General features: G+C 64.8%; 17 protein-coding genes and 2 riboswitches. Of the genes, 5 read left to right on the forward strand and 12 right to left on the reverse strand.

The window, feature by feature from the left end:
- Positions 1 to 29: 29 nt before the first annotated feature.
- A complete protein-coding gene (locus AWB68_RS29230; RefSeq protein WP_087647812.1) occupies positions 30 to 1,607 on the reverse strand; it encodes a DHA2 family efflux MFS transporter permease subunit in 1,578 nt (525 codons plus the stop codon).
- 87 nt (positions 1,608 to 1,694) lie between these two features.
- Positions 1,695 to 2,192, reverse strand: coding sequence for a MarR family winged helix-turn-helix transcriptional regulator (locus AWB68_RS29235; protein ID WP_087647813.1), 498 nt, complete (start codon positions 2,190 to 2,192; stop codon positions 1,695 to 1,697).
- A gap of 234 nt (positions 2,193 to 2,426) precedes the next feature.
- Here AWB68_RS29235 and AWB68_RS29240 point away from each other — a divergent pair, with 234 nt between their 5' ends.
- The 5 genes from AWB68_RS29240 (at position 2,427) to AWB68_RS29260 (ending at position 8,961) form a co-directional block, all read left to right on the forward strand.
- A complete protein-coding gene (locus tag AWB68_RS29240) occupies positions 2,427 to 2,714 on the forward strand; it encodes a hypothetical protein (protein WP_087647814.1) in 288 nt (95 codons plus the stop codon).
- Positions 2,715 to 2,907: 193 nt separating this feature from the next.
- Positions 2,908 to 4,464, forward strand: coding sequence for an efflux transporter outer membrane subunit (locus AWB68_RS29245; protein WP_087647815.1), 1,557 nt, complete (start codon positions 2,908 to 2,910; stop codon positions 4,462 to 4,464).
- A gap of 158 nt (positions 4,465 to 4,622) precedes the next feature.
- Positions 4,623 to 5,834 carry a flagellar biosynthesis protein FlhB gene (gene flhB / locus AWB68_RS29250; RefSeq protein WP_087647816.1) on the forward strand — a complete coding sequence of 404 codons (1,212 nt, stop codon included), beginning with the start codon at positions 4,623 to 4,625 and terminating at the stop codon, positions 5,832 to 5,834.
- Entirely contained in the window at positions 5,831 to 7,927 is a 2,097-nt protein-coding gene (gene flhA / locus AWB68_RS29255; protein ID WP_087647817.1) for a flagellar biosynthesis protein FlhA, read from the forward strand. The genes flhB and flhA overlap by 4 nt, the downstream gene beginning before the upstream one ends.
- Positions 7,928 to 8,019: 92 nt before the next feature.
- Positions 8,020 to 8,961 carry a LysR substrate-binding domain-containing protein gene (locus AWB68_RS29260; RefSeq protein WP_087647818.1) on the forward strand — a complete coding sequence of 314 codons (942 nt, stop codon included), beginning with the start codon at positions 8,020 to 8,022 and terminating at the stop codon, positions 8,959 to 8,961.
- Positions 8,962 to 8,989: 28 nt separating this feature from the next.
- Here the strand turns inward: AWB68_RS29260 and AWB68_RS29265 are convergent, their stop codons facing one another.
- The 10 genes from AWB68_RS29265 to AWB68_RS29310 form a co-directional block, all read right to left on the reverse strand.
- Positions 8,990 to 10,666: a GMC family oxidoreductase gene (locus AWB68_RS29265; RefSeq protein ID WP_087647819.1), complete on the reverse strand. Its 1,677-nt coding sequence runs from the start codon at positions 10,664 to 10,666 to the stop codon at positions 8,990 to 8,992.
- Between the two features lie 44 nt (positions 10,667 to 10,710).
- Positions 10,711 to 11,928, reverse strand: a complete 1,218-nt coding sequence (locus tag AWB68_RS29270; protein ID WP_087647820.1) for a mandelate racemase/muconate lactonizing enzyme family protein — start codon at positions 11,926 to 11,928, stop codon at positions 10,711 to 10,713.
- Positions 11,925 to 13,241 (reverse strand): MFS transporter, encoded by a 1,317-nt coding sequence (locus AWB68_RS29275; RefSeq protein WP_087647821.1) that lies wholly within the window; start codon positions 13,239 to 13,241, stop codon positions 11,925 to 11,927. Before AWB68_RS29275 ends, AWB68_RS29270 begins: the two co-directional genes overlap by 4 nt.
- 109 nt (positions 13,242 to 13,350) lie before the next feature.
- Positions 13,351 to 14,775, reverse strand: coding sequence for an aldehyde dehydrogenase (gene aldA, locus AWB68_RS29280; RefSeq protein WP_087647822.1), 1,425 nt, complete (start codon positions 14,773 to 14,775; stop codon positions 13,351 to 13,353).
- A gap of 164 nt (positions 14,776 to 14,939) precedes the next feature.
- Positions 14,940 to 16,328, reverse strand: a complete 1,389-nt coding sequence (locus AWB68_RS29285) for an L-serine ammonia-lyase (protein ID WP_087647823.1) — start codon at positions 16,326 to 16,328, stop codon at positions 14,940 to 14,942.
- A 28-nt stretch (positions 16,329 to 16,356) separates the two neighbouring features.
- Entirely contained in the window at positions 16,357 to 17,469 is a 1,113-nt protein-coding gene (locus tag AWB68_RS29290) for an alginate lyase family protein (protein WP_087647824.1), read from the reverse strand.
- Between the two features lie 104 nt (positions 17,470 to 17,573).
- On the reverse strand, positions 17,574 to 20,501 hold the full coding sequence (gene gcvP / locus AWB68_RS29295; protein ID WP_087647825.1) for an aminomethyl-transferring glycine dehydrogenase: 2,928 nt from the start codon (positions 20,499 to 20,501) through the stop codon (positions 17,574 to 17,576).
- Positions 20,502 to 20,551: 50 nt separating this feature from the next.
- Positions 20,552 to 20,932, reverse strand: coding sequence for a glycine cleavage system protein GcvH (gene gcvH, locus AWB68_RS29300; RefSeq protein ID WP_087647826.1), 381 nt, complete (start codon positions 20,930 to 20,932; stop codon positions 20,552 to 20,554).
- Between the two features lie 73 nt (positions 20,933 to 21,005).
- Positions 21,006 to 22,127, reverse strand: a complete 1,122-nt coding sequence (gcvT, locus tag AWB68_RS29305; RefSeq protein WP_087647827.1) for a glycine cleavage system aminomethyltransferase GcvT — start codon at positions 22,125 to 22,127, stop codon at positions 21,006 to 21,008.
- Between the two features lie 141 nt (positions 22,128 to 22,268).
- A riboswitch (glycine riboswitch) is annotated at positions 22,269 to 22,401 on the reverse strand.
- A gap of 24 nt (positions 22,402 to 22,425) precedes the next feature.
- Positions 22,426 to 22,526, reverse strand: a riboswitch (glycine riboswitch).
- 95 nt (positions 22,527 to 22,621) lie between these two features.
- Positions 22,622 to 23,668 carry an oxidoreductase gene (locus AWB68_RS29310; RefSeq protein WP_087647828.1) on the reverse strand — a complete coding sequence of 349 codons (1,047 nt, stop codon included), beginning with the start codon at positions 23,666 to 23,668 and terminating at the stop codon, positions 22,622 to 22,624.
- Positions 23,669 to 23,988: the final 320 nt, after the last annotated feature.

Below are 23,988 nucleotides of genomic sequence, written 5' to 3' on the forward strand. Positions count from 1 at the left end.
GGATTCATCCTGCCGAGCCGTTTCTGCATTCAATGCCCCATCGCCGCCCCTGCGCCCTTCCTCGGCTTCGTCAGCCACACCAGCACAGCCAGCCCGACGAACCCATAGAACGAGATGCGGAAGAAGTCGTTGGTCGACATCATGTACGCCTGCGCCGTCACGACGCGCTCCAGTTGCGCAGTCAGCCCCTGCCCGGCGATGCCAAGGTCCGACAGCAGCCCGGTATAAGCGCTCGTGTTCGGCGAGTACGCGTTCACCGATTCGGTCAGCACCGCGTGATGCCGGATCATGTCGTTTTCCCAGTAGGTCGTGCTGACCGCCGTCCCGATCGCGCCGGATAAGGTCCGCAGGAAATTCGACAGCCCCGCCGCGCCCGCCAGCCGGTCATCGGGAACGCTGGAGAGCGTGATCGTCGTCATCGGGACGAAGAAGCACGCCACGCCGATCCCCTGAATCAGCCGCGGAATCACGATCTGGTTGAACGGCGTATCGAGCGTGAAGGTCGAGTTCCAGTGCGACACGAACGCGAAGACCAGAAACGCGAAGCTCGCCACCACGCGCAGGTCAAGCCGGTGCATGTTGCGCCCGAGTATCGGCGAGATCACGAGCGCGAGGATGCCGACCGGCGCGGTCGCGAGGCCGGCGAGGCCGGGCGTGTAGCCCATCACCGTCTGCAGCCACAACGGCAACACGACGACCGAGCCGAAAAACGCGAGGAACCCGAGCGACGTGATCAGCACGCCCATCGCGAAATTGCGGTCGCGAAAGAGCGAGAGGTCGATCACCGGCTCCTTCTCGGTCATTTCCCACGCGAACATGAAGGCCAGCGCGATGGCCGCGACGATCGCGAGCGTCACGATGAAGCTCGAACCGAACCAGTCGCGGTCCTTGCCGAGGTCGAGCATCATCTGCAGGCTCGACACGCCGATCACCAGCAGCGCGAGACCGACCGCATCGATGCGCTGTTTCGTCGTCTTCGTCTCGTGGCCGCGCAGCAGGAAAAACGCGATCGCCGCCGAGAAGATGCCGATCGGCACGTTGATATAGAAGATCCACGGCCAGGAGAAGTTATCGGTGATGTAGCCGCCCATTACCGGGCCGAAGATCGGCGCGACGATCACGGTCATCGCCCATAGCCCGAGTGCGAGGCCGCGTTTTTCGGGCGGATAGCTGCGCATCAGGATGGTCTGCGAGAGCGGCACCATCGGGCCGGACACCAGACCTTGCAGCAGCCGGAACCCGATCAGCGATTCGAAGTTGTGCGCGAGCCCGCAGAGCGCCGACGCGATCGAGAACAGCACGACGGAAATCGTGAACAGCTTCACCTCGCCGACGCGTCGCGCAAGCCAGCCTGTGAGCGGCACCGCGATCGCCGACGCCACCGAATACGACGAGATCACCCAGGTCCCCTCGCTCGTCGCGACGCCGAGGCTGCCGGAAATCGTCGGCACGGCGACGTTGGCGATCGACGTGTCGAGCACTTCCATGAACGTGCCGAGCGCGAGGCCCATCGTGAGCAACGCGAGCAGGCCGCCCGCCAGCGGGGCAGGGGCTCGCGACGGGTTCGCGTCGTCGCCGGTCGCGGCGTTTGCGGTGGGTGCGGCCATACTCGGAAATCTCCGTTATTTTTGATGCAATGGCATTCTCTGCCCAGACAGGCATATCGGCGAAAAAGATGCCTGTGCAGCCATTTTTCAGACCTCGTCGTCCTCTTCCAAGCCGCACGACGGCGCCGTCCCGGCCGGCGCATTCGCAATCAGCCGGGCGAGCAGGCCCGTCAGCGTATCCAGTTCCGCGCGGCTGAAACCGCTCAACTGCTCGTTCAGCACCGCAGCGCCGATATCGGGAAGCCGGGCGGCGGCCTCGGTGCCGCGCTCGGTGAGCTTCAGCTCGACGATCCGCCGGTCGGCATCGCTGCGCTCGCGCGTGACGAAGCCTTTCTTCTCCAGCCGGTCGAGCATGCGCGTCATCGACCCGCTGTCGTACGACATTTCCCGCGACAACTCCTGCGGTGAACGCGCCCGGCCCGACGCCAGCAGCATGATCACGCCGACCTGCTGCGATGTCAGATCAAGGCACTTGAGCGCCAGATCCGAGCGCGCGATCAGCGCGTTCCGCGCCTTCGCGAGGTAATAGCCGAGGCTCGTTTCAAGCTGGATCGTGCGCGGATCGTAAAGCGGTTCGCTGTTCATCGGTGTTCGGTTCGAAGGGGGAACGAACGCCGCAGGCTGCGCATTTTACGGCGCCCCAAACGGCCACTCGTGCATCAAAAACAACGATCTCAAAAATGTTCGGGAAGTATCTTGAAAACTACTTGCACAGTCAATATTATTCTAAGCAACGAGTTACGCGCGTTCTGCGGCGCCCGAACCCATGTTTTGACCGATTGAACGCATCGCCGAGGCGTTGCCCGAAGGATTTCCGAGATGACCCGCTTCGCACGCACCGCCCGCCGACGTTTCGGCGATGTCAGCAGCACGATCGCCAGCGCCTCCCGCCACGTGGTTCCGCCGAACCTGACGTCGTGGAAACTCGCGCTGTACCTGTTCGTGTTCTTGCTGCCGGGCGGTTCGTTCGTGGTGCTCGGCATGGGCTGGTTCGAGAACCGGCAAAACCGGCAACAACAGCAGAAGCGCCGCCCGGCGAAGCCCAGGGACACGCACGCGCCGAAGCTGCTTTCGGGTCCCACGCCGTGCTCGCCCGGCGAGTGCTGAAACGCGCGCCCATAACGCGCCCCCGTAACCCGCCGTAACCGTTTCCTTCAGGCGGGTAACACAATGCCCGCCATCCAACCGGTACCCTAACGTCTGCCTGACGCCCGCATTTCGCGGGCGTTCCGTTACCATCCCGGATCGCCGCGATTCATCACGAGAATCCAGCCGGCTCCGACAGGATTACCGAAAGCAGATGCCGTTCAGCCCGATTCAGTCCATCGCCACGCCCCGTCTCACCGCCCTGGCGCTCGCCGCAACGCTCACGATGCTCGTCGCGGGCTGCGCCGTCGGCCCGGATTACCAGCGGCCGTCCGCGACCGTTCCGGCGTCGTACAAGGAAGCGCCCGAGGGCTGGAAGGTCGCGCAACCCGCCGACCGCACCGATCGCGGCAACTGGTGGTCCATCTACAACGACCCGCAACTCGACGATCTAGAAAACCGGCTGAACGCATCGAACCAGAGCATTGCGCAGTTCGCGGCGGCTTATCGGCAGGCGCGGGCGCTCGTCGGCGAGGCGCGCGCGGCTTATTTCCCGATCGTCGGGGCGACGGCTTCCGCGTCGCGGTCGGGTTTCGGCAGCGGCGCGCGAACCACGACGACGGGCAATTCGACCTCCATCGGCAACAGCTACAGCCTCGCGCTCGATGCCAGTTGGGAACCGGACCTGTGGGGCAGCGTGAGCCGCTCCGTGAACGCGCAGAAGGCGGGCGAGCAAGGCGCCGCCGCCGATCTCGCGAACGCGCGCCTCTCCGCGCAGGCCACGCTCGCGCAGAGCTATTTCCAGTTGCGCTCGCTCGACGCCCAGCAAAAGCTCCTCGACGATACCGTCGCCGCTTACGCAAGCTCGCTGCAGCTCACGCAGAATCAGTATGCGCAGGGCATCGTCGCGCGTTCGGATGTGATCCAGGCGCAGACGCAGTTGCAGTCGGCGCAGGCATCGGCGATCGACAACGGCATCGCGCGCGCGCAGTTCGAGCACGCGATTGCCGTGCTGGTCGGCGAACCAGCCTCGACGTTCGCGCTGCCCGCGTCGCCGCTCGATGCCACGCCGCCGGACGTGCCGGCGCAGATGCCGTCGGCGATTCTCGAGCGGCGGCCGGACGTCGCTTCCGCCGAGCGCAAGGCGGCGGCGGCGAACGAACAGATCGGCGTCGCGATCGCGGCGTTCTTTCCGACGCTGACGTTGTCGGCGTCGGGCGGATTCCAGAGCTCGGTGCTTTCGCAACTGCTGCGGGCGCCGTCGCGTTTCTGGACGCTCGGGCCGGACCTCGCGGCAACGATCTTCGACGGCGGCCTGCGCCGCGCGCAGACCGAAGCCGCGCGCGCGACGTACGACCAGGACGTCGCAACCTACCGGCTGACGGTGCTGACGGCGTTCCAGGACGTCGAGGACAATCTGGCGTCGCTGCGCATTCTTGCCAACGAGATCGTGATTCAGCAACAGGCGGTGCAGTCGGCGCAACAGGCGCTCGCCATCGTCAACAATCAGTACAAGGCCGGCACCGTCGGCTACGTGAACGTGCTGACCGCGCAGACGACCGCCTTCACGGCGGAGCAGAAGCTCGCGAATATCGCGGGGCAGCGGATGGTGTCGTCGGTGGGGCTTGTGAAGGCGCTCGGCGGCGGCTGGGATGTCGGGCAGATCGAGCGCGAGACGGGCGGTGTGGAAGCACCGGCGGCGGCTTCGGGCGCCTCGGCACCGATGCCTGCAACGACGTCCGCGACAACCAGCGCAGCCACAAAATCCTAGCCGCGTCAGGCGCTGCGTCCTGACATTGTCCCGCCCCCATCACCCGAATTACCCCGCTTTCCCTCCCCTTATCCGCCGATAGTCCCACGGCGTTTTTCGCAATAATCACCGTCATCGAAATCCGGCATTCCGCCGGAAAAGCACGGAGCGAAAGCGCGGTGGCAGACGAAAGCGATCTCGAAAAGACCGAGTCAGCGACTCCCAAACGCCTCGAAAAGGCGCGGGAGGAGGGACAGGTCGCGCGTTCGCGGGAACTCGCCTCGTTCGCCCTTCTCGCGGCGGGCTTCTTCGGCATCTGGGGACTCTCCGGTCCCATCAGCGAACACATGCAGTCCATCCTGCGCGGCGCGTTCACCTTCGACCGCGCGACCGTCCTCGATACGCGCCAGATGATGATCGGCGCCGCCAACGCCAGCAAAGAAGGCTTCTTCGCCCTCTTCCCCGTGCTCGCGCTGACCGGCCTCGCCGCGCTCGCCGCGCCGATGGCGCTCGGCGGCTGGCTCCTCACCACCAAGCCGCTCTCGCCGAACTTCGGGCGGCTGAATCCCATCAGCGGGCTCGGCAAGATCTTCTCGATGCAGGGCCCGATCCAGCTCGGCATGTCGCTGCTGAAGACGATCGTCGTCGGCGGGATGGCCGGCTGGACGATGTGGACGCGCAAGGCCGAAGTGCTCGGGCTCGTCACCAAGCCGCTCAGCCTCGCGCTCGCCGAGACGATGCACCTGATCGTCGTCTGCTGCGGCATGGCGATCGCGGGCCTCTTTCTCGTCGCGGCGCTCGACGTCCCGTACCAACTGTGGACGCACGCGAAGAAACTGCGCATGAGCAAGGAAGAAGTGAAGCGCGAGCACAAGGAAAACGACGGCGATCCGCACGTGAAAGGCCGCATTCGCTCGCAGCAGCGCGCCGCCGCCCGTCGCCGCATGATGCAGGCGATTCCGACCGCCGACGTGATCGTCACCAATCCGACGCACTTCGCCGTCGCGCTCAAGTATGCCGACGGCCAGATGCGCGCGCCGAAGGTCGTTGCGAAGGGCGTGAATCTCGTCGCCGCGCGCATCCGCGAACTCGGCCGCGAGCACAGCGTCCCGCTGCTGGAAGCGCCGCCGCTCGCGCGGGCGCTGTATCACAACGTCGAGATCAACCGCGAGATTCCGGGGGCGCTGTATGGCGCCGTCGCGCAGGTGCTGGCGTGGGTGTACCAGTTGCGCCGGTTCCAGGAAGACGGCGGCGTGAAACCCGACGAACCCGCCGACCTCGACGTGCCGCAGGAACTCGACAAGGGCGCCGTCTCCGACGACGACGCCGACCAGGAAGCCGCCGACGCGCTTGCCCCCGACAACTCATCTTCTAATGGAGCCGCAGCATGAACGCGCGCGCTGGATTCTTCGCCAAACGCCCCGACGCGCTCGGCAGTCACAATCTGCGGGCGCTCGCGGGTCCGATCCTGATCTGCATGATCCTCGGGATGATGATCCTGCCGTTGCCGGCATTCCTGCTCGATCTGCTGTTCACCTTCAACATCGCGCTTTCCGTGATGGTGCTGCTCGTCAGCATGTACACGCAAAAGCCGCTCGACTTCGCCGCGTTCCCGAGCGTGCTGCTCTTCTCCACCTTGCTGCGGCTCTCGCTGAACGTCGCGTCGACGCGTATCGTCCTGCTCGAAGGCCATACCGGGCCTGACGCCGCCGGCCAGGTGATCGAATCGTTCGGACACTTTCTCGTCGGCGGGAATTTCGCGGTCGGCATCGTCGTGTTCGTGATCCTGATGATCATCAACTTCATGGTGATCACGAAGGGCGCGGGCCGGATCGCCGAAGTCGGCGCGCGCTTCACGCTCGACGCGATGCCCGGCAAGCAGATGGCGATCGACGCCGACCTGAACGCCGGCCTCATCAACGAGCAGCAGGCGAAGAAGCGTCGTCTGGAAGTCGCGCAGGAAGCCGAGTTCTACGGCTCGATGGACGGCGCGAGCAAGTTCGTGCGCGGCGACGCGATCGCCGGCTTGCTGATCATGGTGATCAACATCGTCGGCGGGCTGATCGTCGGGATGCTCCAGCACGACATGGACTTCGGCCACGCCGCGACGAACTACACGCTGCTCACGATCGGCGATGGCCTCGTCGCGCAGATTCCGTCGCTGATCATCTCGACGGCGGCGGGCGTGATCGTGTCGCGCGTGGCAACCGAGGAAGACATCGGCACGCAGTTGACCGGCCAGTTGTTCAGCAACCCGCGCGTGTTGATGATCACGGGCGTGATCATCGGCATCATGGGGCTGATTCCGGGCATGCCGCACTTCGCGTTCATGCTGCTCGGCGGCGGCCTGATCTATGCCGCGCGCTCGATGAACAAGCGGGCCGCCGAGAAGAAGCGCGTGGGCGCAATCACCGATGTCACGCCGGCCGCCGCCGTGCCGGCCGAGAACACCGAGGCAAGCTGGGACGACGTCGCGCTGATCGATCCGCTGGGGCTCGAAGTCGGCTATCGGCTGATTCCGCTCGTCGATCGCAACACCGACGGCGAATTGCTCAAGCGCATCAAGGGCATTCGCAAGAAGTTCGCGCAGGAAATCGGCTTCCTGCCGCCCGTGATCCATATCCGCGACAACCTCGAACTGCGTCCGAACGGCTACCGGATCGCGCTGAAGGGCGTGGAAGTGGGCGTCGGCGAGGCGTTTCCGGGACAGTGGCTCGCGATCAATCCAGGACAGGTGTCGGCGGCGCTCCCGGGCACGCAGACGCAGGACCCGGCGTTCGGCTTGCCGGCCGTCTGGATCGATACGAACATGCGCGAACAGGCGCAGGTGTATGGCTACACGGTGGTCGACGCGAGCACGGTCGTCGCGACGCATTTGAACCATCTGGTCGTCACGCACGCGGCCGAACTGCTCGGGCGTCAGGAGGTGCAGGCGCTGCTGGAGCGCATCGGCAAGGACACGCCGTCGCTCACCGACGATCTCGTGCCGAAGACGATCGCGCTCACGACGCTGCAAAAAGTCTTGCAGAACCTGCTGGACGAAGGCGTGCCGATCCGCGACATGCGCACGATCCTCGACTCGCTGCTGGAACACGCGCCGAAGATCGGCGATGCGCACGAACTCACGGCGGCGGTGCGGCTCGCGCTGGGCCGCGCGATCACGCAGCAGTGGTATCCGGGCAATGGCGACTTGCAGGTGATGGGACTCGATCCGACGCTGGAGCGGGTGTTGTCGCAGGCGCTGTCGACGGGGGCGAATCCGGGGCTGGAACCGGGCCTCGCACAGACGCTGCTGAACTCGACGCAGAACGCGATCATGCGCCAGCAGAATCTCGGAATGCCGCCGGTGTTGCTCGTGCAGCACTCGCTGCGGGCGATGCTCGCGCGCTTCCTGCGACGGAGTTTGCCGCAGTTGAAAGTGCTGTCGTATGCGGAAGTGCCGGATACGCGCAACGTCAAGGTGGTGAACCTGATCGGGGCGTAGATGCCGTAGCGGACGGGTCGGCTCACAGGCCGTCCGACGTACAATCGACGTCGATCCGATGCTGCCAGGCCGAGACGTCCTTGAAACGAAAAATGCCCGCGCTCAATGCGCTGAAAGCCTTCGAAGTGGCCGGCCGAACCGGCAGCTTCACGCGTGCCGCCGAGTTGCTCAACGTGACGCAAAGCGCGGTCAGCCGGCAGGTCCGGCAGCTTGAAATCCAGCTTGGCGAGCCGCTTCTGCAACGCCAGCATCACCATCTGGAGCTTTCGATCGCCGGCCGGTTGCTGCTGCGCGCGCTTCAGCAGTCGTTCGACAGAATCGAACTGACGGTGCGCAGCATTCAGGAGAAGACGCACCTGAACCGCCTGCGCCTGAACGCTCCGCCGACATTCACGAGCCGTTGGCTGATGCCGCGTCTCAAGCATCTGAGAAGCGCGCAGCCCGAACTCGAAGTCAGCCTGTGGACGCGTCTCGACGACAAGCTCGCCGAATCCGGCGCACTCGACTGCGCGATCCGTTTTGGCAACGGCGAATGGGAAGGCTTCGACAACCTGCTTCTGATGCACGAACAGCACGTCGCGGTCTGCGCGCCGGCGCTGCTCGCGCAGCAGGCCGAACGCGCCACGATCGACCTGAATCAGTTCACGCTGCTGCATGTGCTCGCGGGCGATGACCAGCGCTATCTCACCTGGCATCACTGGCTGAAGGCTGCCGGCATCTCCGATGTGGACACCGGCGGCGGCTATGAATTCGACCTGCTCGATCACGCGATCCACGCGGCGATCGATGGTCTCGGCGTGACGATCGCCGATCGTCACATGATCACGCGCGAGCTGGCCGAAGGAAAGCTCGTGCAAGTGCTCAACGTCCATGTGGACGGCCACCAGTCGTACTGGCTCGTCACGCGGTCCGCGCAGGACGACCTGCCGCAAGTCGCCGTGTTCCGCGACTGGCTGAAACAGGAAATCTGGCTGACGCAGCGCACGCTCGATTCGTCGGCATCGACTTCGACGCCTTTGAGCGACGGTCTGTGAAGCGTCGCGATTCGGTACGGTCAAGCCGTCAGGCGGCGGCTGCCAGCCTGACCGGCTCTTCCGATGCCGCCTCGGCTGTCGCTGTCGCTGTCGACCGCGCATCCTGCAGGATCATCTCCGCGCCCTTCTCCGCGACCATCATGGTCGGCGCGTTGATATTGCCCGACGTGATGTTCGGAAAGATCGACGCATCCACGATCCGCAAGCCGCCCACGCCGTGTACCCGCAGACGCTCGTCCACCACGGAGGTCCGTGGATCGGGACCCATCGCGCACGATCCGCACAGGTGATAGATCGAGCCCGACTGCTCGCGGAAATACCGGAGGAATCCTTCGCGCGTGTGCACCTGCGGTCCCGGCGAAATCTCCTCGACCGTAATGTCCTTGAGCGCTGGCGCCGCCATCACCTTGCGCACGAGTTCGCAGCCCTGGATGACCTCGTCGATGTCCTTGTCGGTCGTGAGCGCGTTGATGCGGATTTTGGCCGCGTCTTCCGCGCGGTTCGACGCAATCTCGATCGATCCGCGGCTCGTCGGCCGGCACGGATTGAAGGCCAGCAGGAAGCCCGAATACGGCTCCGGTTCGAGACTCGCCGTGCTGCTCTTCGGAATCCGGTATGACAGCGGATTGAAGTAGAGCTGCAGGTTCGGCTGCTCCTGTTGCGCGTTGCCCTTGAAGAATCCCCCCGACTGGTTGACGCTCATCGCGAGCGGTCCCTTGCGCGTGAACAGATACTGCAAGCCGAGCTTGAGCTTGCCAAGCAGGGGGCGCATTTCATCGTTGAGCGTCTTCACGCTCGCGCGATAGTAGAAGCTCACGCACAGGTGATCCTGCAAATTCTGGCCGACCGCCGGCGACTCGTGAACCAGCGCGATACCGTGCTTGGCGAGCAGCGCCTTCTCGCCGACGCCGGACAGTTGCAGCAGCTTCGGCGTATCGACCGCGCCAGCCGACAGGATCACCTCACGCGCCGCCATGAATTCGCGCGCCTGGCCGTTCTGCGTGACGGCCACGCCGATCGCGCGTTGGTTCGCATCGAACAGCACGCGGCTCGCGAGGACGTTGTGCTCGACGTGCAGATTCCTGCGCGACATCGCCGGATGCAGGTATTCGAAGCTGCTCGAAGAACGCTGGCCGTTGCGCGTGTTCACGTCGTAGATGCCGGCGCCTTCGAACTGCGCGCCGTTGAAGTCGTCGGTGCGTTTGTAGCCCGCCTGCGCGCAGCCCTTCAGGAACGCGTGGCAGATCGGATGCACCGCGTCCTTCATCGGCGAGATGCGGATCGGGCCGTCGGCGCCGTGAAACGTCGTGTTGCCGAGCGGATGCGATTCCAGGCGGCGGAAATACGGCAGCACGTCGCGAAACGCCCAGCCCTGGTTGCCGGCTTCGTGCCAGTCGTCGAAATCGCGCGGCTGGCCGCGCACGTAGATCATCGCGTTGATCGATCCCGACCCGCCCTGCACCTTGCCGCGCGGGCAGTAGATCGGGCGATTGTCGAGTTGCGGCTCCGGCTCGCTGTAGTACATCCAGTTGTAGGTTTCGTTGTAGTACGTCTTCGTGAAACCGACCGGAATCTTGAACCAGAACGAGTCGTCGCGGCCGCCGGCTTCGAGCAGCAATACCGAATGCTCGCCCGACGCCGACAGGCGATTCGCCAGGATGCAGCCCGCCGAGCCCGCTCCGACGATGATGTAGTCGTAGTTCATTCTGTGTGTCGCCCGACGGCGCTCCTTCGACGCTTCCATTTCGATCAACCCTTCGCCGGAGCCAGGTCTTTGACGTCGGCGGGCTTCGCGGCCATCTGCAGATGCAGGCGCTCGCCGGTGTAAGGCGAATGCTCGCGCACGACGTCCATGTTCAACTCGATGCCCAGCCCCGGCTCGCGCGACGGAATGATGTAGCCGTCTCCCCACTCGATCGGTTTCTTCAGTACTTGGGCGTGAAAGCCGTCCCACGTGCCGATGCTTTCCTGGATCAGGAAGTTGGGCGTGCAGGTCGCAAGCTGGATGCTGGCCGCGGCACCGACCGGGCCGTTGTAGAGGTGCGGCGCGATCTGCGCGTAATACACCTCGGCGATGCTTGCCACCTTCTTCGCTTCGAGCAATCCACCGACGCGCGCGACGTTCAGTTGCAGGATCGACGCGCCCCGCGCTTCCAGCAGCTTGAAGAACTCATACTTGGTGGTGAGCCGTTCGCCGGCCGCAATCGGAATGCTGGTGTGCGCGGCAACTTGCGCCATCGCGCCTTCCTGCCCGGGCGGCACCGGCTCCTCGAACCACAGCGGATCGTATTTTTCCAGACGCTTTGCCAGCCGGATCGCCGACGACGGCACCATCTGGCCGTGCGTGCCGAACAGCAAATCGGCCTTGCTGCCCACCGCCTCGCGCACCTTGCGGCAAAACGTTTCGCAACGGTCGAGCACTTCCATCGAAAGCTGATGTCCCGAATAGGCGGTGTACGGGCCGGCCGGATCGAACTTCACCGCCGTGAAACCGCGCTGCACGTTTTGCGCCGCGCATTCGGCGGCGAGATCGGGGTCGTCGTAATCGTATTCACCACGACGACTCTTCGGATACAGGTACGTGTACGAGCGAAGGCGCTCATGCACCCGGCCGCCGAGCAGTTCGTAGACCGGCTTGCCCGCCGCCTTGCCGATGATGTCCCAGCACGCCATTTCGAGGCCGCTCACGACGCCCATCATCGTGAGATCGGGGCGCTGCGTGAAGCCGCTCGAATACGCCTCGCGCCAGAAGCGCTCGACGTGATGCGGATCGTGGTCGAGCAGATAGCGGCTGAACACGTCGTCGATGATGTGCGTCATCGCGTTCGGATGAAACGTCGCGGAATAGATTTCGCCGACGCCCTCGATCCCGCAGGCGGTCCGAAGCTTGACGAAGATCCAGTACATGCCGCCGAGATGCGGCGGCGGCACGGCAACGATATGCGTTTCCAGCGAGACGACTTTCATTGGCGCGATTCCTTCCTGTTGAGCATGTTTCGCAAGGCAAGGCCCGCGAAGCCGCCGATCGCGGCCACCGCGGCCACATAGCCGAAGTAGAGCTGGTAGCCGAAGACGCCCGGGTATGTCTGTGTCAGATAGCCGTTGATCAGCGGCAGGAACACGTCGGGCGAATAGCCGAGTACGGAGACGAGTCCGATGGCGAGGCCCGTGGTTTCGGCGGGCACGTTGCAGCGGTCGAGCAGCGACCAGTAGAGCCCGCGAATCGCATACGTCAGGACGCCGATGAACAGCACGAGCGCGACGAGCGGCGCGTGGCCCGGGATGCCCGGCGCGGCGATCAGCCCCACGAGCGAAAGCGCCGCGAGAAAGAGCGCGATCACGAGCACGGACACCTTCGAGAAGCGGTCGCCGAGAAAGCCGCCGCCGATGCCGCCGATCGGCCGCATCCAGAGCTTCAGCGTCGTGATCGTGCCCGCCATCACGACCGACAAGCCGATCCCGTCCTGGTGCAGGTAAGCGGAAAAGCTGTAGGTCGCCCAGAACACCTGATAGCCGCAAAACACGATCGCCGAGAGGAGCCACAGTTCGGGAATGGCCGCGAGCGTTTTCAGGTCGGTCAGCACGTTGCGGTGCTCGCGCGGCGCGCGGGAAGCGTTCGCCACCGACGGCGCGTCCTTCACGAGCCCGAGCAGGACGCCCAGTCCGATGCACAGGAACGCGTACAGGTAGACCACGAGCCGGAAGGCCGCCGCCGTCGACTCGCTGTGCGCATGCGTGGCCCACGCGAACAGCGTGATCGCGACGGTCGCGAGCATCGCTTCGATCAGGCCGCGTCCGCCGTCGAGGAAGCCGAAGAAGCGGCCTTGTTCGTGCGCACCGGCGATCATCGTCACGCGCTTGATGACGGCGGCCCAGAACGTGAGGCCGGTCGTCAGGCCCCAGCCGCCGAAGATCATGCAGAGCACGACAAATGGCGGCGCGGTCGAATACAGCAGGCCGAGCGCGCCGGTTGCGATCAGCGAGAAGCAGATCAGGACGCGCGGCGCGATGCGGTCCGCGAGCCAGCCGCTCGGCAGATAGCTGAGCAGGAATATCAGGCCGAGCGCGGAGTACAGATAGCCGAGTTGGCTATCGGTGATGTGGAACACTTCGAGCATCGTCGGCTGATAGACCTGCCGCAAATACAGGATCGGGTAAATGGCGCCGGCGGCGAGCACGAGCAACGCGAGTTGCAGATAGCGCTGGGCAGCGGATTGCGCGACGGCTGTGTCGGCATCCGACGCGAGCCGGGAAGCCGATTGAACGGGTTGAGATGACACGCGAGTCTCCTGACGACACGTATCGCGACGCACGCGTGCGCCGATCGTGTCTTCGATTTGTTTTTGATCTTGAAAAGAGCGGCGGTTGCCGGCCGCCGCCAGCGGTGCTTCAGTACTTCATGACGACGAGGCGCGTCTGCGTGAATTCGAGCATGCCGTGCTTGCCGTCGTCGCCGCCGAGGCCGGAGCGTTTCCAGCCGGCGTGGAAGCCCTGATAAGGATCGGCGGGCGTGCGGTTCACGTAGAGTTCGCCCGCCTCGATGCCATTGGCGACCTTCATCGCCGTGCGGTAGCTTTCGGTGTAGAGCACCGACGACAAGCCGAACTGATGGTCGTTCGCCATCGCGAGGGCTTCATCGAGCATGCGATATTCGACGACGGGCATGATCGGCCCGAAAGTCTCTTCGCGAATGATCTCCATGTCCTGACGGCAGTTCGACAACAGCGTCGGCGGATAGAAGAAGCCCTTGCCGCCGGGCAGCTTGCCGCCTGTCTCGACGGTCGCGCCGGCTTCGACTGCGCGCAGCACCATCGCGTGGATCGACTGACGCGAGCTTTCGTTGACGAGCGGCCCCATCCACGCGGGATTCACGCTGCGATCGCCGGTTTCGATGGCGCTCATGTGGCGCTTGAGCAGCGCGATAAAGCGGTCGTGCACACTCTCATGCACGTAGACGCGCTCGATCGCCGTGCAAAGCTGGCCGCAATGCATGGTCTTCGACGCAACGAGTTCGCGCGCCGCCTTTTCCAGGTCCGCATCCGGTTCGATGATCGCGGGCGTCTTGCCGCCGAGTTCGAGCGACGGCTTCGCGATGTTGGCCTTGCAGTAGTCGAGCACCTTGCGGCCCGCGCCGACGCTGCCCGTCAGCGTGATCATGCCGACCGCCGGATGCGTGCAGACCACTTCGGCCGTCTCATGGCTCATCGCCAGGATGTTCACGACGCCCGGTGGCAGGCCGGCGCGCTCGACCGCTTTCGCGATCTCGAACGCGCTCATCGGCGTGTTGTTGCTCGGCCGCACGACCACCGTGTTGCCGGTGATCAGCGCGGGCGCGACCTTGCGCATGAACGTGTACACCGGATAGTTGAACGGGATCAGGCACGCGACCACACCGATCGGCTCGCGGAATAGCAGGAGGTTTTCGTCGGCTGTGTCGCTCGGAATCACCTCGCCTTCGATGCGGCGCGCCCACTCGGCGTGATAGCGCGTGATCTGCGCGGCGTAGAGGGCTTCGTTGGCGGCATCGCCGGGGCTTTTGCCCGACTCCAGCGCGAGAGCCGCGCCGATGGCCGGCGCGGCGTCGGTGAGCGCGTCGGCGAGTTTGTGGAGGAAGACGGCGCGTGCGGCGGAGGGCAGTTTGCGCCACGTTTTTTGAGCAACGGCCGCCGCCTCGACGGCCGCCGCCGCTTCGGCCTGCGACGCGCCGGACACATGCCCGAGCAGCGTTTCGGTCGCGGGGTTGTGGACGGCGATGAGTTCATCGCCTGCAGGTTCGATGAACCGGCCGTTGGCAAAATTCCGATCGAGTCGCATGGGTCCTGGCGGTAGGTAAGGTTCGAAAAACGCATGACCTTCGGCAGCACCTTCGTGCCCTTGGCCAATGAACCTTATTCTTCTCCGCGCAAAATCGACCGACAAGCGACGATTTCGATGGACAAACATTCATGAAATGAATGTTTGTCCGGGGATCTGTCCCCTCAACACTCCACGATATTCACCGCCAACCCACCGCGCGACGTTTCCTTATATTTGGTCTTCATATCGGCGCCCGTCTCGCGCATGGTCTTGATGACCGAATCGAGCGACACGTAGTGCGACCCGTCCCCGCGCATCGCCATGCGCGCGGCGTTGACGGCTTTCACCGACCCCATCGCGTTGCGTTCGATGCATGGAATCTGCACCATCCCGCCGACGGGGTCGCAGGTCAGCCCGAGATTGTGTTCCATGCCGATTTCTGCGGCGTTCTCGACTTGTGACGGCGTGCCGCCCATCACAGCGGCGAGCGCACCGGCGGCCATCGAACAGGCGACGCCCACTTCCCCCTGACAGCCCACCTCGGCGCCTGAAATCGACGCATTCATCTTGTACAGGATGCCGATGGCCGCCGCCGTCAGCAGGAAATCGATCACGCCCTGCGCATTCGAGCCGGGCATAAAGCGGTCGTAGTAATGCAGCACGGCGGGGATGATGCCGGCAGCGCCATTGGTCGGCGCCGTCACGACCCGCCCGCCGACCGCGTTCTCCTCGTTCACGGCGATCGCATAGAGATTGATCCAGTCGATCATCGAAAGCGGATCGCGCAACGCCTGCTCGGGCTTGCCCACGAGCGCGCGGTACAACTGCGGCGCGCGCCGCTTCACCTGGAACGGACCGGGCAGATTGCCGTCGGCTTCCGGGTTGCCGATGCCACAGCCGCGCTCGACGCAAGCCTGCATCACGTCCCAGATGCGCAGCAGGCCGGAGCGAATCTCCTCCTCGCTGCGCCACACGCGCTCGTTTTCCCACATCAGTTGCGCGATCGATTTGACCGATTCGTTGCACATCTTCAGCAACTCGTCGCCGGTCAGGAACGGATACGGCAAGTGCTCGTACGCGGTCAGCACCGCCGTATTCGCCGCGCCGGCCGTCACGACGAACCCGCCGCCCACGGACAGATAAGTCGCCTCGCGCAGCAGCGCCCCGGCGGCATCGAAGGCGTGCAGTTTCATGCCGTTCGGATGCTCGGCCAGCGCCTGCCGATAAAACCCGATGTGCTCCTTCTGCACAAAGGGAATCTCGTGCTTGCCCAACAGCGCGAGCTTCTTCGACAACCGAACAGCGTCGAGCCGCGCGCTGATCGTCTCTGCATCGACGGTATCGGGTGCATCGCCCATCAGGCCGAGCATCACGCCGCGGTCCGTGCCGTGGCCCTTGCCGGTCGCACCGAGCGATCCGTACAGTTCGCACTTCACCGAAGCCACCGCGTCGAGCAATCCGTCCCGTTCGAGCCCTTGCACGAACATCAGGGCCGCGCGCATCGGCCCGACCGTATGCGAGCTCGACGGACCGATGCCGATTTTGAAAAGGTCGAAAACGCTGACTGCCATGACTGCTCCTGCTTCGGTTCTGAATGGATTAGCGCGCCGCCAGCGGCAGACAGACCGCCAGCCACGCCGGCGGCGTCGGGGCGAGCCGCAGGGCCACCGGCGCATAGCGCCCGTCGAGCCGCGCCGCGAGGTAAAACAGCTCAGCCGAGTTCTTCGGGTCCCACTCGCCCGAATAACCCGGCAAGCCAGCCTCGCGCCGCTTGGCATCGAAGGCGACCGACGAATGCACGAACTCATCGTGCGTCTTGGTGCCGAGCGCGTACGGCGTGAGCCAGTTGAGCGCATCGGCGAGTGTCGCGCCCGACGCCGCACGCTCCGCGAGCCAGTTGCGATTGTGACGGCGCGCGGCGAGCGCCGCCGTCACGAGCGGCTGGAGATCGTAGGTGACGTAATGCAGCGCGTCGCGTTCGGCGAAATCGACGGTCGAGCCATCGGGCGCGATGTTGTCGCCGACATGCTCGACAAAGAGACGCTGCGCCGCGTTGATGAGCTTGCGGTCGTCGATGGTGAACGCGCCCATCGAGACCAGCTTGATCCGGTGACTCTGCCAATTGTTGCGATACGTGCCTTGGAGCGGCCGCTTCTGCTTGTCGATATCCGTGATATAGCCGCTCACCATCTTCGTGATGAACGCGTTCGTCGCGTTGCGCGTCTTGACCGGCAGCGCGCTCGCGGTCAGGTCGTAGGCGAGGATCAGCGACTCGAAATTCGTTTCGTCGATCGGGTTGAAGCTCGGCTGGTAAGTCGTCACCCACGCGAGCAAGAAGCGGTCGACGAGCCGCAGATAACGCTCGTCGCCGGTTGCGCGCCAGGCGAGCGCGGCATCGCGCATCAAGCCCAGTTCCTTCTCCGCCTCGACGCTTTCGTCGTAGATGCCTTCGTGCGGCAGCGTGCCTTCCGTGTGCAGCTTCGCAAGCGGCTTCGGCTGCTCGTTGACGTGCGATTGCACCATCTTCACCAGCGCCTTCACGCCCGGATCGGCGTTGGTGCGCTCGCTGGTCTGCATCGCGGGCGCGGCGCAGAAATTCATCGCGGCTTGCGCGGCGTGGTTCGCGAACGCACTCGCGGCCAGCACTGCCAGCGTCGCCCGCACTCGCCATCGGCGGCCCGCTTGATTCACCTCTCGCACCTTCAGCGCCATGCGAACTCCTTGATTGGCTTTGGTTCGGGGTGAGATGTTAGCCGGGTTTGGGCGTGTGAAGCAAAACCGCCCGGGGTTTCCGGGCGGCTTCGTGTCGTCGGGACTCAGTCGTTATATTCCGATACCGGCACGCACGAACACATCAGGTTGCGGTCGCCGTACGCGTTGTCGGCGCGACCGACCGGCGGCCAGTACTTGCGCTCGACGAGCGACTTCAACGGATACGCCGCTTCCTCGCGCGAGTACGTGTGCGTCCATTCATCGGCGGCGACGACGGCTGCCGTATGCGGCGCGTGCTTCAGCGGATTGTCCTCGCGATCGGCGCGGCCTTCCTCCACCGCGCGGATCTCCTCGCGAATCTCGATCATCGCGTTGATGAAACGATCGAGTTCTTCCTTCGATTCCGACTCGGTCGGCTCGACCATCAGCGTGCCCGGCACCGGGAAGCTCATCGTCGGCGCGTGGAAGCCGAAGTCGATCAGGCGCTTGGCGACGTCTTCCACCGAAATGCCGCTCGTTTCCTTGATCGGGCGCACGTCGAGAATGCACTCGTGCGCGACCAGTCCGCCCGCGCCGCTGTAGAGCACCGGATAGTGCGGCGCCAGGCGCTTCGCGACATAGTTCGCCGCGAGGATCGCGGTTTCGGTTGCGGCGGTCAGGCCCTTCGCGCCCATCATCGCGATGTACATCCACGAGATAGGCAGGATCGCGGCCGAGCCATAAGGCGCCGACGATACCGCGCCGATGCCGCTTTCGTCGCGCTGATAGCCGGTCGAATGCTGGTTCGGCAGGAACTTCGCGAGATGCGCGCCGACCGCCACCGGACCGACGCCCGGTCCGCCGCCGCCGTGCGGAATGCAGAACGTCTTGTGCAGGTTCAGGTGCGAGACGTCGCCGCCGAACTGGCCGGGCGCGGTCAGACCGACCATCGCGTTCATGTTCGCGCCGTCCACATACACCTGGCCGCCGTGGCCGTGCACGATCTCGCAGATTTCGCGGACGTTGCGCTCGAATACGCCGTGCGTCGACGGATACGTAATCATGATCGCCGCGAGATTCGCCGAATGCTTCCCGGCCTTCGCCTTGAGGTCGTCGATATCGACGTTGCCGTTCGAATCGCACGCGACCACGACGACCTGCATCCCGGCCATCTGCGCCGAGGCCGGATTCGTGCCGTGCGCGGACGCCGGAATCAGGCAGACATTGCGATGCCCTTCGCCGCGCGACGCGTGGTACGCGTGGATGATCAGCAAGCCGGCGTATTCGCCCTGCGAGCCCGCGTTCGGTTGCAGCGAAACCGCCGCGTAGCCGGTGCACGCAACCAGCATCTGTTCGAGCTGATCGATCATCGTGCGGTAGCCGACGGTCTGCTCGGCCGGCGCGAACGGATGGATCTGCGCGAACTCGGGCCACGTGACCGGCAGCATTTCCGACGTCGCGTTGAGCTTCATCGTGCACGAGCCGAGCGGGATCATCGTGCGGTCGAGCGCGAGATCCTTGTCGGCGAGGCTGCGCAGGTAACGCAGCATCTCGTGCTCGGAATGGTGGCGGTTGAAGACCGGGTGCGTCAGGAAATCGCTCGTGCGATACAGTTCAGCGGGCAGCGATTCCTTGACGGCCGCATCGAGCGCGTCGATGTCGAAGGTCTGGGTCTTGCCCGCCACTTCCGCGAACAGCGCGAAGAGCTTCGTCAGGTCGTCGCGCGTGGTGGTTTCATCGACCGACACGCCAACGTGGTTCGCATCGATGTGACGCAGGTTGATATGCACGCCGGACGCCGCCTGATGCAGCGCCGTCGTGTTCGCGCCGCTCTCGATCGTGACGGTGTCGAAGAACGTTTCGTTCGCGAGCCGGTAGCCGAACAGTTGCACGCCCGCCGCGAAAATCGACGCGACGCGGTTCACGCGCAGCGCGATCGTCTTCAGGCCGTGCGGGCCGTGATAGACCGCGTACATGCTCGCCATGATCGCGAGCAGCGCCTGCGCCGTGCACACGTTTGAGGTCGCCTTTTCGCGGCGGATGTGCTGTTCGCGCGTTTGCAGCGCGAGACGCAGCGCGTGCTTGCCCTGCGCGTCGACGGTCACGCCGACCAGACGCCCCGGCATCTGGCGCTTGAATTCATCGCGCACGGCCATGTATGCCGCGTGGGGGCCGCCGAAACCGACCGGCACGCCGAAGCGCTGCGTATTGCCGATCGCGACGTCCGCGCCCCATTCGCCGGGCGGCGTGAGCAGCGTGAGCGCCAGCAGGTCGGCCGCGACGACCACGTGGCCGCCGGCCGCGTGGATCGCTTCGGTGAGCGCGCGGTAGTCGCGCACGTCGCCGTTCGCGCCCGGATATTGCAGCAGCACGCCGAACGCGTTGGCGGTCGCGGCATCGGCGGCGGGTCCCACCTTCACCTCGATGCCGGCCGGCTTTGCGCGCGTCTGCACGACTTCGATGGTTTGCGGCAGCACGTCGTCGGCGACATAGAACACGTTCGACTTCGGCTTGCCGACGCGTTGCAGCAGCGTCATCGCCTCGGCGGCGGCGGTGGCTTCGTCGAGCAGCGACGCGTTCGAGATCGCGAGGCCCGTCAGGTCGATGATCATCTGCTGGAAGTTCAGCAGCGCTTCCAGGCGCCCTTGCGAAATCTCCGGCTGATACGGCGTGTAGGCCGTGTACCACGCGGGATTTTCCAGCACGTTGCGCAGGATCACGGCCGGCGTGTGCGTGCCGTAATAGCCCTGGCCGATGTAGGTTCGAAACACCAGGTTCTGGTCCGCGAGCTTGCGCAAGGACGCCAGCGCCTCCGCCTCGCTTTTCGGCTGAGTGAAAGCACCCAGCGGCAGCGTCTCCTTGCGCCGGATCGACTCGGGAATCACCGCGTCGATGAACGCCGCGCGCGTGGCGAAGCCGAGCGCATCGAGCATTGCGCGCTGGTCGGCCGAATCAGGGCCGATGTGCCGCTCGGCGAATGCATCGTGGCATTCGAGCGCGGCAAGTGACAGGGATGAGCGGTTCATCAGACGATCCGGGTGTTCGAGCTTCATGTGAATTCCTGCGGGTGCGGTGTCAGCCAGCCGCACCGTCGATTAAAAGGTTATTCGCCGATCGAGTTGCCGTAGCCTGCGGCGTCGAGCAGCTTGTCGAGGCTCGCGTCGGCGGCGGGCTTGATCTTGAAGAGCCAGCTATCGTACGGCGCGCCGTTGATCTGGTCGGGGGAAGCCGTCAGACCGTCGTTGGCCGCCACGATTTCGCCCGAAACCGGTGCATAGATATCGGACGCGGCTTTCACCGATTCGATCACCGCGATCGCATCGCCTGCCGCGACGGTCTTGCCCGCTGCCGGCAGTTCGACGAACACGATGTCGCCGAGCGCTTCCTGCGCGTGATCGGTGATGCCGATGGCGAGTGTGCCGTCGGCTTCGGTGCGGACCCATTCGTGCGATTCGGTATATTTCAGATCGGCCGGGATGCTCATTGAATGCTCCTTTGCGTGATTCGTGGTGGTTCGTGCTGGGTTCGTGGACGTGCGCTGACCGGCGGCGCCATGTTCAGAGGCTCGCGAGCACCTTTCCGTTGCGCACGAAGGGCAGTTTTACCACGCTGGCGGGAAGTTGCTTGTCGCGGATCACGACCTGTACGACGTCGCCGGGATTCACGCCCGTCGGCACCCGCGCGAACGCAATCGATTCCTGCATCGACGGCGAAAACGTGCCGCTCGTGATCTCGCCCTCGCCGTGCGGCGTGACGACCTTCTGGTGAGCACGAAGCACGCCACCGGCGCGGCCGTTTTCCTTGTGCAGGATCAGTCCGACGAAATTCGCCTTCTGGCCGTTCTCCTCCAGCGCCGAGCGCCCGATGAAATCGCGCGACGATTTCATATCGACGGTCCAGGCGAGCCCGGCATCGAGCGGCGACACGCCGTCGTCCATGTCCTGGCCGTAGAGGTTCATGCCGGCTTCGAGGCGCAGCGTGTCGCGTGCGCCGAGACCGGCTGGCTTCACGCCCTGCGCTTTCAGCGCGTTCCAGAACGCTTCGACGTGCGCGGCCGGCACGACGATTTCGAAGCCGTCCTCGCCGGTGTAGCCGGTGCGCGCAAGCATCACTTCACCGAACGGCGTCGACGGAAACTGCACTGCGTTGAACGGTTTGATCGATTCGGTGGCGGCGCGCGTGTCCGGCAACACTTGCCAGACTTTTTCGCGCGCGTTCGGGCCCTGCACCGCGACGATCGCCAGATCGCGGCGCGGCGTGAACGCGAGGTCGAATTCGGCTTCGGCGATGAGTTGGCCGAACCACGCGATGTCCTTCTCGGCGGTGCCCGCGTTCACGACGACGCGGAAATGATCTTCGGCGAAGTAGTAGACGATGAGGTCATCGATGACGCCGCCGTGGCTGTTGAGCAGGCACGAGTAGAGCGCCTTGCCCGGCGTGGTGAGCTTGTCGACGTTGTTGGCGATCGCGAGCTTGAAGAAGTCGCGCGCCGCAGGGCCGTTGAAATCGACGACGCGCATGTGCGACACGTCGAACATGCCGGCGTCGGTGCGCACGGCCTTGTGTTCGTCGATCTGCGAACCGTAGTTGACGGGCATGTCCCAGCCGCCGAAATCCACCATGCGCGCGTTGAGCGCGAGATGGGCGGCATGGAGGGGCGTGTGTTGAAGTTCGGTCATCGGGGCCTCGGTTCGCAAAAACAAAAAAGGCCATGCAGCGACTTCGCCTGCGGTCTGGGCTTTTCAGGCTACGTATTCGACTCAATTCTGGCGAAGTCGCAAACACAGCATGCAAAGCTCAAACCGCGTGGCGGATCGAAGCATGACCCCTCTGTCCTCGGTACCTGAGAGATTGCGCGGATTCTGCGTGCAGAATCCCTCGCGCGCCCCTTCGGTGGGCACTGGCCGACGTGTTGTCGATGTCGAAGCCGTGCCGCTCTCCAGAGTGCGAAGAAACCGCTTCAAAACGAACGATTCCTTCGACGCGGCCGGTCCTTTTGCCTGAGAGTTTGTGGGTGTGCCCCTTCGGCGGCGCGGCGCGCGAAAACCCGCGGCCACGCGCTCTCCCGACGCGTGCGGCCGAATTTACGCGACCGAATTGGGCTTGTCAAACCAATTTGGGAGTCGTCCGAGTGACGGGGTACGCCTGGGGTGCGCTCCAGGTGCGCAACCCCTCAACCGGCCCGCGCGAAGGCCACGCGCCGCCCTTCCGCGTCGCTTTGCATCGCGAGTTCGATGATCGTCATCACGTCGACGGCATCCTGGGCCGAAACCGGAAATGGCTTCTTGTCGAGGATGGAAGCTGCCAGCGACCGGTAATAGTCGGCATAGGCGCCGTCGCGGGTGGCGAATTCCTGCCGCAGATCGTGATCGCCGTCGACTTCACGCAAGAGGCCCGGCGGGTTCTTGCCGAACGCGGCATCGCCGGGGCGCAGACCCGCTTTCAACTGATCTTCCTGCGTGTCGAGACCGTTCTTCACATAGCTGCCGCGCGTGCCGTGCACCGAAAATCGCGGCGGATCGAGCGCGGACAGCGCCGTCGCGTGCAGGACGATTTCCTTGTCCGCGTAACCGAGCAGCAGATGCACGTAATCCGGCGCGTGCGCGTGATCGCGATGCTCCCGGACTGTCGCGAACACGGTTTTCGGCGCGCCGAACAAGGTCAGCGCCTGATCGATCAGATGCGGCCCGAGATCGAACAGCAAGCCGCCTCCGCGCGACGTCTCCTCGCGCCAGCGCTGCGGCACCTTCGGCCGGAAGCGGTCGAAGTGGGACTCGAAGTGCGTCACCCGCCCGAGCCGCCCGCTTTCGATCAGTGCGCGCAGCGTGATGAAATCGCCGTCCCAGCGCCGGTTGTGGAACGGCGCGAACAGCAGCCCGCGTGCGGCGGCGAGATCCGCGAGCGTGCGCGCGTCGCGGGCGGAAAGCGTCACCGGCTTGTCGACGACCACGTGCTTGCCCGCTTCCAGCGCGCGGCGCGCGAGATCGAAGTGCGTGTCGTTGGGCGTGGCGATCACGATGCAATCGAGGTCGCCGAGCGCGAGCAAGGCGTCGAAATCAGCGACGATCGTGGCGTTCGGGTAATCGGCTTGCGCGCGCTCGGACTGACTCGTCGCGATGGCGGCGACCGTCGCCCGGCCGCAGTGTTCGATCACAGGCGCGTGGAACGTCGCGCCGGCGAGCCCATAGCCCATCAGGCCGACTTTCAGTACGGTGGTCATGCGGGAATCCTTCGGTTGAGCGGTCTCAATATTGTGGCATGGAGCGGGGGGACGACGGCGGCTTTGACCGGGAGCGCCGCGGATTGACCGCCGCGTCATAGGCCCGGCGCCGGGGCTGCGGATCTCCTTACACTCCGGGATTCGGAGACGAAAACCCGCCAGCGAGCCTGCGCGCCAATCGCGCACACGGGGCCAGATCCAACCCCAGCGATCGGCCGATTTATCCGTGTTAACATCGCGCTTCTCGAAATTGCGAGCGTCTCGACGACGCCCGATTTCGCTGTCCATCCGGCGGTTGCACGATCCTTCCGCCCAACGCC

The organism is Caballeronia choica, from assembly GCF_001544535.1.
GTDB classification, from domain to species: Bacteria; Pseudomonadota; Gammaproteobacteria; order Burkholderiales; family Burkholderiaceae; genus Caballeronia; species Caballeronia choica.

Excerpts from the sequence above, each read along its gene's own strand:
- AWB68_RS29240 (WP_087647814.1), top strand. The coding sequence starts at position 2,427 with ATGACCCGCTTCGCACGCACCGCCCGCCGACGTTTCGGCGATGTCAGC.
- AWB68_RS29290 (WP_087647824.1), bottom strand. The coding sequence starts at position 17,469 with ATGGCGCTGAAGGTGCGAGAGGTGAATCAAGCGGGCCGCCGATGGCGA.
- AWB68_RS29310 (WP_087647828.1), bottom strand. The coding sequence starts at position 23,668 with ATGACCACCGTACTGAAAGTCGGCCTGATGGGCTATGGGCTCGCCGGC.
- AWB68_RS29265 (WP_087647819.1), bottom strand. The coding sequence starts at position 10,666 with ATGAACTACGACTACATCATCGTCGGAGCGGGCTCGGCGGGCTGCATC.
- gcvP (WP_087647825.1), bottom strand. The coding sequence starts at position 20,501 with ATGAAGCTCGAACACCCGGATCGTCTGATGAACCGCTCATCCCTGTCA.
- gcvT (WP_087647827.1), bottom strand. The coding sequence starts at position 22,127 with ATGACCGAACTTCAACACACGCCCCTCCATGCCGCCCATCTCGCGCTC.
- gcvH (WP_087647826.1), bottom strand. The coding sequence starts at position 20,932 with ATGAGCATCCCGGCCGATCTGAAATATACCGAATCGCACGAATGGGTC.
- AWB68_RS29285 (WP_087647823.1), bottom strand. The coding sequence starts at position 16,328 with ATGGCAGTCAGCGTTTTCGACCTTTTCAAAATCGGCATCGGTCCGTCG.
- AWB68_RS29230 (WP_087647812.1), bottom strand. The coding sequence starts at position 1,607 with ATGGCCGCACCCACCGCAAACGCCGCGACCGGCGACGACGCGAACCCG.
- aldA (WP_087647822.1), bottom strand. The coding sequence starts at position 14,775 with ATGCGACTCGATCGGAATTTTGCCAACGGCCGGTTCATCGAACCTGCA.
- flhA (WP_087647817.1), top strand. The coding sequence starts at position 5,831 with ATGAACGCGCGCGCTGGATTCTTCGCCAAACGCCCCGACGCGCTCGGC.
- AWB68_RS29245 (WP_087647815.1), top strand. The coding sequence starts at position 2,908 with ATGCCGTTCAGCCCGATTCAGTCCATCGCCACGCCCCGTCTCACCGCC.
- AWB68_RS29260 (WP_087647818.1), top strand. The coding sequence starts at position 8,020 with ATGCCCGCGCTCAATGCGCTGAAAGCCTTCGAAGTGGCCGGCCGAACC.
- AWB68_RS29270 (WP_087647820.1), bottom strand. The coding sequence starts at position 11,928 with ATGAAAGTCGTCTCGCTGGAAACGCATATCGTTGCCGTGCCGCCGCCG.
- AWB68_RS29235 (WP_087647813.1), bottom strand. The coding sequence starts at position 2,192 with ATGAACAGCGAACCGCTTTACGATCCGCGCACGATCCAGCTTGAAACG.